Annotated in this window: 13 protein-coding genes; 7 read left to right on the top strand and 6 right to left on the bottom strand. The window is 72.2% G+C overall.

Annotated elements, in window-relative coordinates; genetic code table 11:
* Positions 1-11: 11 nt before the first annotated feature.
* The gene (gene mtrA / locus FPT20_RS03985; RefSeq protein ID WP_158862817.1) at positions 12-695 is read right to left on the bottom strand and encodes an MtrAB system response regulator MtrA; all 684 of its coding nucleotides are present in this window, start codon (positions 693-695) and stop codon (positions 12-14) included.
* Positions 696-927: 232 nt separating this feature from the next.
* Between mtrA and FPT20_RS03980 the strand changes: the two genes are divergently transcribed.
* From FPT20_RS03980 to FPT20_RS03960, 5 genes are read left to right on the top strand one after another with little or no spacing between them, the layout of a single operon-like run.
* Complete coding sequence (locus FPT20_RS03980) at positions 928-2,154, top strand: hypothetical protein (protein ID WP_158862815.1); 1,227 nt, start codon at positions 928-930, stop codon at positions 2,152-2,154.
* Position 2,155: 1 nt separating this feature from the next.
* Complete coding sequence (locus tag FPT20_RS03975) at positions 2,156-2,812, top strand: DUF4129 domain-containing protein (protein WP_158862813.1); 657 nt, start codon at positions 2,156-2,158, stop codon at positions 2,810-2,812.
* Positions 2,809-4,086 carry a DUF4350 domain-containing protein gene (locus FPT20_RS03970; protein ID WP_158862811.1) on the top strand — a complete coding sequence of 426 codons (1,278 nt, stop codon included), beginning with the start codon at positions 2,809-2,811 and terminating at the stop codon, positions 4,084-4,086. Before FPT20_RS03975 ends, FPT20_RS03970 begins: the two co-directional genes overlap by 4 nt.
* Positions 4,083-5,138: an AAA family ATPase gene (locus FPT20_RS03965; RefSeq protein ID WP_158862809.1), complete on the top strand. Its 1,056-nt coding sequence runs from the start codon at positions 4,083-4,085 to the stop codon at positions 5,136-5,138. Before FPT20_RS03970 ends, FPT20_RS03965 begins: the two co-directional genes overlap by 4 nt.
* A gap of 8 nt (positions 5,139-5,146) precedes the next feature.
* Entirely contained in the window at positions 5,147-6,478 is a 1,332-nt protein-coding gene (locus FPT20_RS03960) for a DUF58 domain-containing protein (protein WP_158862807.1), read from the top strand.
* A 3-nt stretch (positions 6,479-6,481) separates the two neighbouring features.
* Here FPT20_RS03960 and FPT20_RS03955 read toward each other — a convergent pair whose 3' ends face one another.
* On the bottom strand, positions 6,482-7,477 hold the full coding sequence (locus FPT20_RS03955; protein ID WP_158862805.1) for a stage II sporulation protein M: 996 nt from the start codon (positions 7,475-7,477) through the stop codon (positions 6,482-6,484).
* An 18-nt stretch (positions 7,478-7,495) separates the two neighbouring features.
* Here FPT20_RS03955 and FPT20_RS03950 point away from each other — a divergent pair, with 18 nt between their 5' ends.
* On the top strand, positions 7,496-8,335 hold the full coding sequence (locus FPT20_RS03950) for an RDD family protein (protein WP_158862803.1): 840 nt from the start codon (positions 7,496-7,498) through the stop codon (positions 8,333-8,335).
* A gap of 30 nt (positions 8,336-8,365) precedes the next feature.
* Here the strand turns inward: FPT20_RS03950 and FPT20_RS03945 are convergent, their stop codons facing one another.
* The 4 genes from FPT20_RS03945 to FPT20_RS03930 form a co-directional block, all read right to left on the bottom strand.
* Positions 8,366-8,917 (bottom strand): GNAT family N-acetyltransferase, encoded by a 552-nt coding sequence (locus FPT20_RS03945; RefSeq protein ID WP_158862801.1) that lies wholly within the window; start codon positions 8,915-8,917, stop codon positions 8,366-8,368.
* Positions 8,917-10,398 (bottom strand): adenosylhomocysteinase, encoded by a 1,482-nt coding sequence (ahcY, locus tag FPT20_RS03940; protein ID WP_158862799.1) that lies wholly within the window; start codon positions 10,396-10,398, stop codon positions 8,917-8,919. The genes FPT20_RS03945 and ahcY overlap by 1 nt, the downstream gene beginning before the upstream one ends.
* Before the next feature lie 414 nt (positions 10,399-10,812).
* Entirely contained in the window at positions 10,813-12,252 is a 1,440-nt protein-coding gene (locus tag FPT20_RS03935) for a phosphomannomutase/phosphoglucomutase (protein WP_158862797.1), read from the bottom strand.
* Positions 12,253-12,256: 4 nt separating this feature from the next.
* Positions 12,257-12,475 (bottom strand): DUF3499 family protein, encoded by a 219-nt coding sequence (locus FPT20_RS03930; protein ID WP_158862795.1) that lies wholly within the window; start codon positions 12,473-12,475, stop codon positions 12,257-12,259.
* Positions 12,476-12,517: 42 nt separating this feature from the next.
* Between FPT20_RS03930 and FPT20_RS03925 the strand changes: the two genes are divergently transcribed.
* Positions 12,518-12,961 carry a metallopeptidase family protein gene (locus tag FPT20_RS03925; RefSeq protein ID WP_158862793.1) on the top strand — a complete coding sequence of 148 codons (444 nt, stop codon included), beginning with the start codon at positions 12,518-12,520 and terminating at the stop codon, positions 12,959-12,961.
* Positions 12,962-13,003 lie beyond the last annotated feature (42 nt).

Raw genomic sequence — 13,003 nt, 5'->3', positions numbered from 1 at the left:
CCGGTCCCCCGCTAGGTCGCGGCGCCGGCGCGGTAGCCGACACCGCGCACGGTCATGACGATCTTGGGGTTGTCCGGATCCTGCTCGACCTTCGCGCGCAGCCGCTGGACGTGGACGTTCACGAGCCGGGTGTCGGCCTTGTAGTGGTAGCCCCACACCTGCTCGAGGAGCATCTCCCGCGTGAACACCTGCTGCGGCTTGGAGGCGAGGGCGAGCAGGAGGTCGAACTCCAGCGGCGTCAGCGCGATCCGCTCGTCGTCGCGGCGCACCTCGTGGCCGGCGACGTCGACCGTCAGGTCGCCGACGCGCAGCAGCTCGGCCGGAGGCGTCGCCGGGGCGGGCCGCAGCCGCGTGCGGATGCGCGCGACGAGCTCCTTCGGGTTGAACGGCTTCACCATGTAGTCGTCCGCGCCCGACTCGAGGCCCTTGACCACGTCGGCCGTGTCGGACTTCGCGGTGAGCATGATGATGGGCGTCCCCGACTCGGCGCGGATGCGGCTGCACACCTCGATCCCGTCCAGCCCGGGGAGCATGAGGTCGAGGAGGACCAGATCCGGCTTGGCGGAGCGGAACGTCTCGACGGCCTGCGCACCGTCCTCGCAGAAGACCGGGTCGAACCCCTCCGTGCGCAGCACGATGCCGATCATCTCGGCGAGCGCGGTGTCGTCGTCGACCACCAGGATGCGACTTGTCATGTGCGCGGGTTCCCCTGTGCTCCTCTCGGGCGGCCGCCAGGGCCGCGGTGCAACTGGACAAGCGTATCCGAGACGGCTGCACGAGCCTTGGATGCGCGCTGTGCGCGGCCCGGGCGGGTGCCGGGGCGGGGTCGACGGAGGGCTCCGGCGTGCCCTGTCGGCGGGGCATCGGGCGGACCGCCCGGTGTGCCAGCATGGGAGGAACGCACTCGCGGGGGACGGAAGGGCAAGCGTGAGCGACGACCAGAACGCGCAGGGGCAGGGCCGGCACGGAGGCGGGACGCCTCCGTCGCCCGAGCGTCCCCGCTACGGCGAGTACGCACCCGGATACGTGCCCGACTGGCAGCAGGCCGCTCCGCAGCAGCTGCCCGGCCCCGGCTGGGCCCCGCCGCCGAAGCCGGGTCTCATCCCGCTGCGCCCGCTGCCCTTCGGCACGCTTCTCGGCGCTCCGTTCCAGGCGCTGCGGCGCAACCCGCGCATCACCGTGGGCGCGGCGCTCCTCCTCCAGGGCATCCCGAGCATCATCGTCTCGGTGCTCCTCGCGTCGGGCGCCGCGCTGCTCCTGACCCGAGCCGCCAATGCCGACGCGGCCGACCAGGCGACGCTGCGCGCCGGCGCTGTGGGGGGCGTGGTCGTGCTCGGAGTGCTGTCGATCGTCATCTCGACCGTGTTCAGCGCCCTGCTGCAGGGCGTGGTGGTCGCCGAGGTGGCCCGCGGGACCGTCGGCGACAAGCTCACGTTCGGCGCCCTGTGGCGCGCCATCAAGGGACGCCTCGGCGTGCTGATCGGGTGGACCTTCCTCTTCGCGCTCGCATGGATCGTGGCCCTCGGCCTCCTCGTGGGCGTGATCATCGCCCTGGCCGCACTCGGCGGCACGGCCGGCGTCATCGGAGCGGTCCTCGCCGGGCTGTTCGGCGGCATCGGCCTCCTCGTCCTCGCCGTGAGGGTGAACACCAAGCTGGCGATCGTGCCGAGCGCGATCGTGCTCGAGCGGCTGCCGCTCCGGGCCGCCGTTGCGCGATCGTGGCGGCTGACGACGGGCTACTTCTGGAAGACGTTCGGGTTGATCGCCCTGATCGGGGTCATCGTCTACTCGGTGACCCAGGTCATCGCCATCCCGTTCGGCATCCTCGGGGCGATGGTCGGTGCCGTCTTCGACCCGACCGGCGCCTCCACGGCGGGGACCGATCCGACGACGCAGCTGATCGTCAGCCAACTCGGTGTGAACCTCCTCTCGAGCGTCGTCACCGCGGTCGTCGGCGCGATCGGGAGCGTCCTCCAGACGGCCGCCGTCGCGCTCCTCTACATCGACCTCCGGATGCGCAAGGAGGGCCTCGACCTCCAACTGGTGCGCTACGTGGAGGGGCGCCAGGCCGGCCAGGACCTCCCCGACCCCTACCTCGCCCCGGCCCCGGGCGCGGCACCGCCCGCGGCCCCGGCGGCGTGGCCGGGCGGCTGACGTGGCCCTCACGGACGTGCCGGTCGACCCGAGCTCCCCGCAGGCGCAGGACTGGATCACGGGCGAGCTGTCCAAGCCCGAGTACCAGGCGGCGAAGCCCACGTGGTTCGACATCGCGTCGAAGGCCGTGCAGGACTGGCTCGCGTCCCTCCTGAACGGGCCGACGGGAAGCGCCCCACCCGTGCTCCTCATCGTGGTGCTGCTCGTACTCGCGGCGCTCGTCGTCACCGCTTTCCTCGTCTTCGGTCGCCCCACCGTGAACCGGCGGACCGCCGCCTCACGCCGCGCCGTGTTCGGCGCGACCGATTCGCGCACCGCCGATGAGCTCCGCCTCGCTGCGAGCACGGCTGCGAGCGCGGAGGACTGGGTGACCGCCATCGAGGAGCAGTTCCGCGCGATCGCGCTGGCCCTCGCCGAGCGGACCCTGCTCACGGTCACACCGGGCACCACCGCGACGGAGTTCGCGGTTCGCGCCGCCGAGGTCTTTCCGGCCGAAACGGACGCGCTGTCCGGCGCGGCCCGTGACTTCGACCGGGTGCGGTATCTGAGCGGTTCCGGCACGGAGGCGCAGTTCCAGCGGCTCATCGCCCTCGACCAGCGCCTGAGCCGGACCCGGCCGTCCCTGCCGCCCGTCGCCGTCCCAACGGTGCCCGCGTGAGCGCACCCGCTCCGACCCGCGCCGAGGAGCGCGAGGGCGGCGGCACGGCATCGCAGGACGCTCAGGCGCTCACCCCGAGCGTGCGGCAGACGGCGCGCCGCGCGGTCCCGTGGATCATCCTCGGCGCGATCGCCGTGCTCGTCACCCTGTTCGGCATCCTGCTCACCGGAGGCGGCTCGAGTGCGGGCGTCCCCCTCGATCGGGACAACGCCGGGCCGGTGGGCGGCCGAGCAGTCGCCCAGGTCCTCGAGCAGCAGGGCGTGAACGTCCGGACCGCGAACTCCCTGAGCTCGGCGACGCGTCAGGCCGAGGGCGACACCACGATCCTCGTGTTCGATCCGCAGGGCGACCTCGACGCGGACGCCTACCACCGGCTCGCCTCCTCCGCACGCACACTCGTCGTCGTCGAACCCGACTTCTCGGCCCTGCAGACGCTGGCCCCGCGAGTCAGCGCGGGAGGAGCCCCGACGGGGACGGCCTTGGCCGGCTGCGATCTGCCGGTGGCCGTCCGGGCCGGGCGGATCGACCCCCGGCCGTCGTCGGGCACCGCCTCCGGGACGTCGCACCCGGGGACCTTCAGGGTCACGGGCGACGGCACCGCGTGCTTCCGGTCGGGCGACCGGGCCTCGCTGGTCGCCACCGAGTTCTCGGGATCGCGTCTCTACCTCGTCGGGTCGGCGGCCGTGCTGATGAACGACGGCGCCGCCCGTCTGGGGAACGCCGCGCTCTCGCTCGGCGTGCTCGGCGAGCATCGCACTCTGGTCTGGTATCTCCCGAGCATCGACGACCGGCCGGTGACCGGCCCCCCGAGCCTCCAGGCGCTGACGCCCGGCTGGGTGACGCCGGTCGTCATCCTGTTCGTGCTGGTCGCCATCGCGGCAGCCGTCTGGCGCGGTCGGCGGTTCGGACCGCTCGTCGTGGAGGACCTGCCCGTGATCGTCCGGGCCGGCGAGACGGTGGAGGGACGGGCCCGGCTCTACCAGCGCTCCCGCGCACGGCTCCGCGCCGCTGACGCGCTCCGGATCGGGGCGCTCGGCCGGTTGGCCCGGCTAGCCGGACTGCCCGCCGCCTCCACCGCGCCCGAGATCGCCGACGCCGCTGCGGCGCTGACCGGGCGCGATCCCTCCGCGGTCCGTGCCCTCCTCATCGACGCCGTCCCGTCGACCGACGCCGCGCTCCTCACCCTCTCCGACGACCTGGCCGCGCTCGAGGGCGCGGTCGCCGCCGCCGTCTCGCCCGCCGACCCGCGCCCGACCGGAAGAATGGACCCATGACCGATCTGACCACCGGAGCCTCCACCGCCGCCGCGTCCGCGTCCGGAGCTCCCGGCGCCCACGCCGCATCCGGCGCCCATTCCGCCGCCCCCTCCGGCGAGGCGGACCGACTTCGGCGCGCTCTGGCGGCCGTCCGCGCGGAGGTCGGAAAGGCGGTCGTCGGGCAGGAGGGGGCCGTCACCGGCCTCACCATCGCCCTGCTCGTCCGAGGGCACGTGCTGCTCGAGGGCGTGCCCGGCGTCGCCAAGACCCTCCTCGTCCGCGCGCTCAGCCAGGCGCTCGCCCTCGACACCAAGCGTGTCCAGTTCACACCCGACCTCATGCCCGGCGACGTGACGGGCTCGCTCGTCTACGACGCGCAGACCGGCGGGTTCGTGTTCCGGGAGGGGCCGGTGTTCACGAACATCCTCCTCGCCGACGAGATCAACCGCACGCCGCCGAAGACCCAGTCGGCGCTCCTCGAGGCGATGGAGGAGCGCCAGGTCTCGGTCGACGGGGTCACCCGGCCGCTCCCCGACCCCTTCATCGTCGCGGCGACCCAGAACCCGATCGAGTACGAGGGCACCTACGCGCTGCCCGAGGCGCAGCTCGACCGGTTCCTCCTGAAGCTCACGCTCGACGTGCCCGAACGCGACACCGAGGTGGAGGTGCTCCGCCGCCACGCCGCCGGGTTCAACCCGCGCGACCTCGCGGCCGCGGGCGTCACCCCGGTCCTCAGCGCCTCCGACCTGAAGGCGGCCCGCGAGTCGGCGTCCGCCGTCGGGGCGAACGCCGATGTGCTGGCCTACATCGTCGACCTCGCCCGCGCGACCCGCCGCAGCCCGTCCGTCAAGCTCGGTGTGAGCCCGCGCGGGACGACCGCCCTCCTCGCCGCCGCCAAGGCCTGGGCGTGGCTGTCGGGCTACGACTCGATCACACCGGACCACGTGCAGGCCATGCTGATCCCTGTCTGGCGCCACCGCCTCCAGCTGCGACCCGAAGCGGAGCTCGAGGGTGTGGGGACGGACGCCGTGCTGCGCTCGATCGTGCAGCAGGTCCAGGTTCCGATCTAGGCGGCGGCGTGACCCTTTCCGGACGTTTCGTCGCGCTCCTCGCCCTCGGCGCCATCCCGGTCGTCGTGCTCGGCGGGGCCGACGCCGTGGCATACGCCGTGCTCGGCGGCTGGGTGCTCCTGTGCCTCGTCCTGGGCGCGGTCGACCTGACGCTCGCCGCGTCGCCACGGCGTGTCGTGCTCTCACGCGACGTTCCCGCCCGCGTCCGCCTGCACGCGGAGGCCGAAGCGCAGCTTTTCGTGACCAACACGGGCCCGAGGCCGCTGCGTGGAACCGTCCGGGACGCTTGGGAGCCCTCGGCGGGCGCGGCCACCGCGCGGGCGAGGGTCGCCATCCCCGCCGGCGAGCGCAGGCTGGTCACCACGGCGCTCCGGCCCTGGAGGCGCGGCGAGCGTCGCGTCGCCCAGGTGACCATCCGCTCCTGGGGGCCACTGCACCTGTGCGCGCGTCAGGCCACGCTCGAGTCGCCCGGACGCATCCGGGTCCTTCCTCCGTTCGACGCTCGCAAGCACCTCCCGTCGCGGCTGGCGCGCCTCCGCGAGCTCGACGGCGCGACGAGCGTGCTCCACCGCGGGCAGGGAACCGAGTTCGACTCGCTGCGGGAGTACGTGCGCGGCGACGACGTCCGCTCGATCGACTGGCGTGCCACCGCGCGGCGGCACGACCCGGTCAACGGCGCGGGAACCCGGGTCATGGTCCGGACCTGGCGTCCCGAGCGCGACCGGAGGGTCGTGATCGTCATCGACACCGGGCGCACCTCCGCCGCCCGCGTCGACGACGAGCCGCGCCTCGACACGGCTTTCGAGGCGTCTCTGCTGCTCGGCGCCCTCGCCACTCGCGCCGGAGACCGGGTCGACCTGCTGGCCTACGACCGACGCCCCCGTGGCCGGGTGCACGCCGCGAACGGGCCGGAACTGCTGTCGCGGATGGTCGACGTCATGGCCGGCATCGAGCCGGCGCTGATCGAGTCCGACTGGTCGGCGATCCCGGGTCAGGTGTCCGCGATGACGAGCCAGCGCTCGCTCGTGGTCCTCCTCACGCCGATCGAGTCGCCGGCGGCGTCCCGCGGCCTGCTCGCGGTCCTCCCCCAGCTCACGGCCAAGCACCTCGTCGTCGTGGCGAGCGTCACCGATCCCGGCACCGTCGCGGCGACGACGCAGCGCGGGAACCGTTCCGAGGTCTACCGGGCCGCGGCGGCGGAACGGGAGCTCGTCGATATCGCACGGGTCGCGGCGGCCATCCGGCGGCTGGGCGGCGACGTGGTGACGGGTTCGCCGGAGGAACTCCCTCCCGCCCTCGCGGATCGGTATCTGGCGCTGAAGGCGGCCGGCAGGCTCTGAGGGTCAGCCGGCGACGACGCTGCGCGCCCCCGCCTCGAACTCGTCGAGGTCGCCGGTCTCGCCCAGGCGAACCGCTCGACGGCCGACGACGAGCATGTAGTACAGGTAGGCAGCGAGCGCCGTGGCCCCGATGCCGATCTTGGCCCAGACGGGCAGCCCGGACGGGGTGACGAAGCCCTCGATCAGTCCGGAGACGAACAGGGAGATCGCACAGCCGACCGCGACGGTGAACAGGGCCCGGCCGTCCTCCGCGAGCGCCGCCGACCGCGTGCGGGCTCCCGGAGCGATCCAGGCCCAGAAGATCCGCAGGCCCGCCGCCGCCGCCACGAACACGCTCGTCAGTTCGAGGAGGCCGTGCGGGAGGATGTAGGAGAACATCACATCGCCCCTCCCGTAGGAGAACATCACACCGGCGGCGACTCCGACGTTGACGGCGTTCTGCAGCACGATGAAGGGGACGTAGATGCCGGTGATGCCGAACGCGATGCACTGCGCTGCGATCCAGGCATTGTTGGTCCACACCTGGCCGGCGAAGGACGCCGCCGGATTGTGCGAGTAGTAGTCGATGAAATCGTGCTCGGCGTACCGGCGGAGATCGGAGTCGGCCCCCAGGTTGCGCAGCACCTCCGGATTGCCGGTGATCCAGAGCGCGAACAGCGTCGCCACGACGGTCGTGATCAGGGCGATCGCGAGGACGAGCCAGCGGATCCGGTACAGCGCCGCGGGCAGCTGGAGCGCGAAGAAGCGCGGCACGCCCGCGAGCAGACCGACGGCCGCGCCCGTGAAGCGCAGCCGGGCGGAGGCGAGGGCGAGCGAGAGCCGGTCACCCACGGCGGTGGACCCGGCGCTCGTCTGGATGGCGGAGAGGTCGGCCGCCCCGGCGCGGTACAGCTCGATCAGCCGGTCGGCCTCACGACCGTCGAGGCGCCGCTTCTTCGCCAGCCGGGAGAGCTCATCCCAGTCGGCGCTGTGCGCGGCAGTGTATGCGTCGAGGTCCATTCTGCTTAGATGCTATCTATGACGCAGGTCGCGGGGGCGAGCAGGATCGCGGGCGATCGCGAAGTCCTCACCGGTGAGGCCGTCGCGCTCGACGTCAAGCCGGCGAGCTACATCCTCCGGGCCGCCGGGACGATCATCGACTGGGTGGCGTACATGCTCGTCATGCTCGGCTGCATCCTCCTGCTCGTGGCCACGGGCGGAGGGCTCGACGAGTCCCTCCTGCGGGCGCTCGTGATCCTCATCCTCGTCTTCGGGATGGTCGTGCTGCCGACCACCGTCGAGGTCGCCTCCCGGGGGAAGTCGCTCGGCAAGCTGGCGGTCGGAGCGCGGATCGTGCGCGATGACGGCGGTGCGATCGGGCTCCGGCACGCCTTCATCCGGGCGCTCGTGGGCGTGCTGGAGATCTTCATGACGGTGGGCGGGCTCGCGGCGCTCACGGGCCTCCTCAACGCCCGCTCCAAGCGGCTCGGCGACCTGCTGGCGGGGACGTACAGCCAGCTCGAGCGCGTGCCGGCGCCGCGGCCGCTCGAGCTCCAGCTTCCGCCGCACCTCGCGGGGTGGGCGGCGACCGCCGATGTGGGGCGCCTCCCCGACCGGCTGTCGCGGCGGATCGCGCAGTTCGTGCGGCAGGCGCCCGAACTGACCCCGGCAGCCCGTGTGGGGCTCAGCACCGAGCTGGCACGGGAGGCGTCCGCGTACGTGTCGCCGCTTCCTCCCGTGGATGCGGAGTCGTTCCTCGTCGCGGTCGCGGTGCTCCGGCGGAGTCGCGAGAGCCGCGGACTCGCTCTCGAGCAGGCACGACTGGAGGCGCTGCGGCCGGTGCTCGACCGGCTGCCGCACGAGTTCCCCGAACGCTGAGCCGGCGTGCGCCCGCGGCGGGTGCCGGGCTCAGTCGTGCAGGATGCGCTGGAACAGCACGTGGTCCTGCCAGCGCCCCGCGATGTTGAGGTACTGCGGGGCGACGCCGATGCGTTCGAACCCGGCGCGCACCAGCACCGACTGCGAGGCGTGGTTGGCCAGCATGGTGGCCGCCTGGATGCGGTGGAGCCCGAAGTCGTCGCGTGCGGCCTCGACGACCGCTGACAGCGCCGCCGAGGCGAGACCGCGGCCGACGTGGTCCCTGTCGAGCCAGTAGCCGACCATGGCCGACTGGAAGGCGCCCCGCACGATACCGCTGAGCGTGACACCGCCGGCGATCTCGTCGCCGTCGACGAGGACGAGTGGAAGCGCGGCGCCGGTCTGGCGGAGGGCGAGCAGCTCGCGGGTCTGCTCGAGCTGTCCCTGCTCGGTGAAGAAGTCCTCGGTGCGCGTCGGGTCCCACGGGGCGAGGTGGCCGCGGTTGCGGCGGTACGCGGCAGCGAGCGCGGCGGAGTCGTCCTCGCGCCGCACGCGAAGGATCAGGTCGCCGGGCAGGCCCCGGTCTGCGAACTCGAGCACCATCAGTACCGGTAGTGCTCCACCTTGTAGGGCCCCTCGACGGGCACGCCGATGTATGCGGCCTGCTCGTCCGTCAGCGTGGTGAGCTCCACGCCGAGCGCGGCGAGGTGGAGGCGCGCGACCTTCTCGTCGAGGTGCTTCGGCAGCACGTAGACACCGACGGGGTACTGCTCGGTCGACACGAACAGCTCGAGCTGCGCGAGCACCTGGTTGGTGAACGAGTTGCTCATCACGAAGCTCGGGTGCCCGGTGGCGTTTCCGAGGTTCATCAGGCGCCCCTCCGACAGGATCAGCACGCTGCGGCCGGTGGGCAGCCTCCACTCGTGGACCTGGGGCTTGATCTCGACCTTCTCGGCGCCGGGGAGCGCCTCCAGCGAGGCCATGTCGATCTCGTTGTCGAAGTGGCCGACGTTGGCGACGATCGCGAGGTGCTTGAGCCCGAGGAGGTGATCGAGCGTCACGACGTTGACGTTGCCGGTTCCGGTGATGAGGATGTCGACCTGGTCGATCACCGATTCGAGCCGGGCCACCTGGTAGCCGTCCATGGCGGCCTGCAGGGCGTTGATCGGGTCGACCTCGCTCACGATCACCCGGGCGCCCTGGCCGCGCAGCGCCTCCGCCGCACCCTTGCCCACGTCGCCGTAGCCGGCCACGAACGCGACCTTGCCGCCGATGAGCACGTCGGTGGCGCGGTTGAGACCGTCGGGGAGGGAGTGACGGATCCCGTACTTGTTGTCGAACTTGCTCTTCGTCACCGAGTCGTTGACGTTGATCGCGGGGAAGAGCAGCTGGCCGTGCTTCGCGAGCTCGTAGAGCCGGTGCACACCCGTCGTGGTCTCCTCCGTGACGCCGAGGATCCCCTCTGCGATGCGGGTCCAGCGGTCGGTCGACCGTGCGAGCGATGCCCGGAGCGCCGCGAGGATGACACGATACTCGTGGCTGTCGCCGGGCTGGTCGGCCGGGACGGCGCCGGCGAGCTCGAACTCGCGGCCCTTGTGCACGAGAAGGGTGGCGTCGCCGCCGTCGTCGAGGATGAGGTTCGGCCCCGTCCAGTCGGCTCCCGCCTCCGCGGCCTCGGCGCTCCAGTCGAAGATCTGCTGGGTGCACCACCAGTACTCCTCGAGCGTCTCGCCCTTCCAGGCGAACACGGGGACGCCGGCGGGCGCCTCCGGAGAGCCGTGGGGGCCGACCGCGACGGCCGCCGCCGCCTCGTCCTGCGTGGAGAAGATGTTGCAGCTGGCCCAGCGCACCTGCGCGCCGAGCGCGACGAGCGTCTCGATGAGCACCGCCGTCTGTACCGTCATGTGCAGGGAACCGGCGATCCGGGCGCCCTTCAGCGGCTGCTGCGGCCCGAACTCCTCGCGGAGCGACATGAGCCCCGGCATCTCGTTCTCGGCGAGCCGGATCTGGTGCCTGCCCGCCTCGGCGAGCGAGAGGTCGGCGACCTTGAACGGCAGGGTCGTGTCCACGGAGGTAGCTGGCATGCACCCATTGTCGCATCCGCCGCCTCGCGCCGGAGCCGAGCGGCGCAGCACCGACGCGGATTCGTCACGAATGCAGCCCCCGCCGGCGCTCGTGAGAGGAGGCGCGGAACGCACATTCGTCACGAATGTCGCCTTACCGACCCCGAGGAGCAGCATTCGGCACGAATGCAGGCCCGCGCCCGCGCGGGGCGGCCGCCGGCGGGGCGGGGCCGGGGGGGCACATTCGTGACGAATGTGCCTTCGGCGCCGCGCAAACTTGACATTCAGCACGAATCTAGAGCTGCGACGGGGCGGGAGGACCGGCGCGAAGGGCGGATTCGGCACGAATGCTGCCGCGCCGGGGTCGATGGGCGACATTCGGCACGAATGTCGGCTGCAACGGTGTGGGGAGGGGCGCCAGCGCGCGAGCGCCCGCTACCCGCGGATCAGCGCGAGCACCTCGTCGCGGATGCGCGACATCGTGGCCTGGTCGCCCGCCTCCACGTTGAGGCGCAGCAGCGGCTCGGTGTTGGAGGGACGCACCGAGAACCACCAGAACGACTCGTCGTCGCTGGTCAGGCCGGTCACGGTGAGGCCGTCGAGCTCGTCGAAGTCCGCGCGGCCGGTGAAGGCGTCGACGATGCGCGTGTAGGCGCCGGGAACGTCGTCGACGGTCGAGTTGATCTCCCCGGAGAGCGCATACGGGCTGTAGCGGGCCGCCAGCTCGGACAGCGGGCGCTCCTGCGAGCCGAATTCTGCGAGGAGGTGCATGGCGGCGAGCATGCCGTTGTCGGCGCTCCAGAAGTCGCGGAAGTAGTAGTGGGCGGAGTGCTCGCCGCCGAAGATGGCGCCGGTCTCGCGCATGGCGTCCTTGATCAGCGAGTGACCCACGCGAGTGCGATGCGGGGTCGCTCCGGCGGCGGCGATGGTCTCCGGCACGATGTTCGAGGTGATGAGGTTATGGATGACGACGATGTCGGCGTCCGGCTCCTCCGCGCGCACACGGGTGATCTCACGCAGCGCGACGATGGCGGCGACAGCGGAAGGGGTGACGGCCTGCCCCTTCTCGTCGACGACGAAGCACCGGTCGGCATCGCCGTCGAAGGCGAGGCCGAGGTCGGCGCCGTGCCGGACCACCGCCTCCTGCAGGTCGACGAGGTTCGCGGGCTCGAGCGGGTTCGCCTCGTGGTTGGGGAAGGTGCCGTCGAGCTCGAAGTAGAGCGGCACGATCTCGATGGGGAGCGCCGGGAGACCCGCCGCCTCGCCCAGCACCGCGGGGACCGTCAGGCCGCCCATGCCGTTGCCCGCGTCGACGACGACCTTGATGGGACGGATCGCGCTCAGGTCGACGAGCCCGCGCAGGTAGGCGGCGTAGTCGGCGAGCACGTCGACCTCCCGGGAGCCTCCCGGCTGCTCGATCGGGGTCACGCCCTCGGCGAGGTAGACGGCGGCGCGGTCGCGGATCGCGGCGAGCCCGGTGTCGCGGCTGATGCCCTGGGCGCCCGCCCGCGACAGTTTGATGCCGTTGTAGGTGGCGGGGTTGTGGCTCGCCGTGAACATGGCCGCGGCGGCCTGGAGGTGCCCGGAGGCGAAGTAGGACTCGTCCGTGGAGCACAGACCGATCGACACGACATCGGCGCCCCGTGCCTGAGCGCCCTCCGCGAACGCGGCGGCGAACCCCGGCGACGAGTCGCGCATGTCGTGGCCGACGACGACCTCCTGCCCCGCGGCCCCGATCTCGTCGACGAATGCGGCACCGACCGCGGTCACGACCTCGGCCGTCAGCGCGGAGCCGACGAGTCCCCGGACGTCGTACGTCTTGACCACGGCGTCGAGTGCGGTTCGGATGTCGTCGATGGTGCGGGAACTCGTCATGCCGTCAACGATAGCCAGGTCCGCCGAAGACCTCGTGACGCACGATCTGCCATCCGAGCGGAGGCGAGAGGCGCTCGGCGTGGATGGCGCAGAGGTCGTACGCGTGCGGCTCGCGCGACAACGCCAGCGGTCCGAGCACGGCCATCGAGTCCGCGTAGTCGTAGGTGAGCGTCGCCACCGCATCGCGCGGGCACGCGACACGGGAACAGGGGCGGCTCAACATCGGGGTCAGGATACCTGCCGGCAGCCGACGTAGGATGGCGACATGCCCCGCAACCGCCGACCAGCGAGTCAGCCGCCGGCGACGAGCCGCTGGCGCAGCCGGCACGGCCGGGGCGCGCGCGGGCCGGTGACCGGTCCGCACCTCCCGATGCTGCAGAACCGGATCGACGTCTTCGACATGACGGTCGCCTCCACCGCGGACTATCTCAAGGGCCTGTGGCCGGACGAGCTCGCCGACGTGCACTTCGAGGTGGCCGCGACGCCGCTCGGCAACTCCGGGCAGGACGGGGTCGATCGCTGGCGCGTGGACCACCAGGCGAGGCGCATCGTCTTCTACCGGATCCCGATCCAGCGGCTCACGAAGCTGCACCGCGACGACGAACTGCACCGCCGCATGTACATCGAGGGATGCGTCTTCCGTGCGGTGGCCGAGCTCCTCGGCAAGGACCCGTGGGATCTCGCACCCGACCGCTTCCGCCACTTCTGAGGCGTCAGCGCGCCTCCGCCGGCGTCAGCGCCTCCGCCGGCA

The sequence above is a fragment of the Leifsonia sp. AG29 genome (assembly GCF_009765225.1).
Lineage (GTDB): Bacteria > Actinomycetota > Actinomycetes > Actinomycetales > Microbacteriaceae > Leifsonia.
This window is presented reverse-complemented; position numbering and strand designations above follow the sequence as displayed.

Bases quoted from the DNA above. Each gene is read 5' to 3' on its own strand.
- mtrA (WP_158862817.1), bottom strand. From the start codon at position 695: ATGACAAGTCGCATCCTGGTGGTCGACGACGACACCGCGCTCGCCGAG.
- FPT20_RS03965 (WP_158862809.1), top strand. From the start codon at position 4,083: ATGACCGATCTGACCACCGGAGCCTCCACCGCCGCCGCGTCCGCGTCC.
- FPT20_RS03955 (WP_158862805.1), bottom strand. From the start codon at position 7,477: ATGGACCTCGACGCATACACTGCCGCGCACAGCGCCGACTGGGATGAG.
- FPT20_RS03950 (WP_158862803.1), top strand. From the start codon at position 7,496: ATGACGCAGGTCGCGGGGGCGAGCAGGATCGCGGGCGATCGCGAAGTC.
- FPT20_RS03945 (WP_158862801.1), bottom strand. From the start codon at position 8,917: ATGGTGCTCGAGTTCGCAGACCGGGGCCTGCCCGGCGACCTGATCCTT.
- ahcY (WP_158862799.1), bottom strand. From the start codon at position 10,398: ATGCCAGCTACCTCCGTGGACACGACCCTGCCGTTCAAGGTCGCCGAC.
- FPT20_RS03935 (WP_158862797.1), bottom strand. From the start codon at position 12,252: ATGACGAGTTCCCGCACCATCGACGACATCCGAACCGCACTCGACGCC.
- FPT20_RS03930 (WP_158862795.1), bottom strand. From the start codon at position 12,475: ATGTTGAGCCGCCCCTGTTCCCGTGTCGCGTGCCCGCGCGATGCGGTG.
- FPT20_RS03925 (WP_158862793.1), top strand. From the start codon at position 12,518: ATGCCCCGCAACCGCCGACCAGCGAGTCAGCCGCCGGCGACGAGCCGC.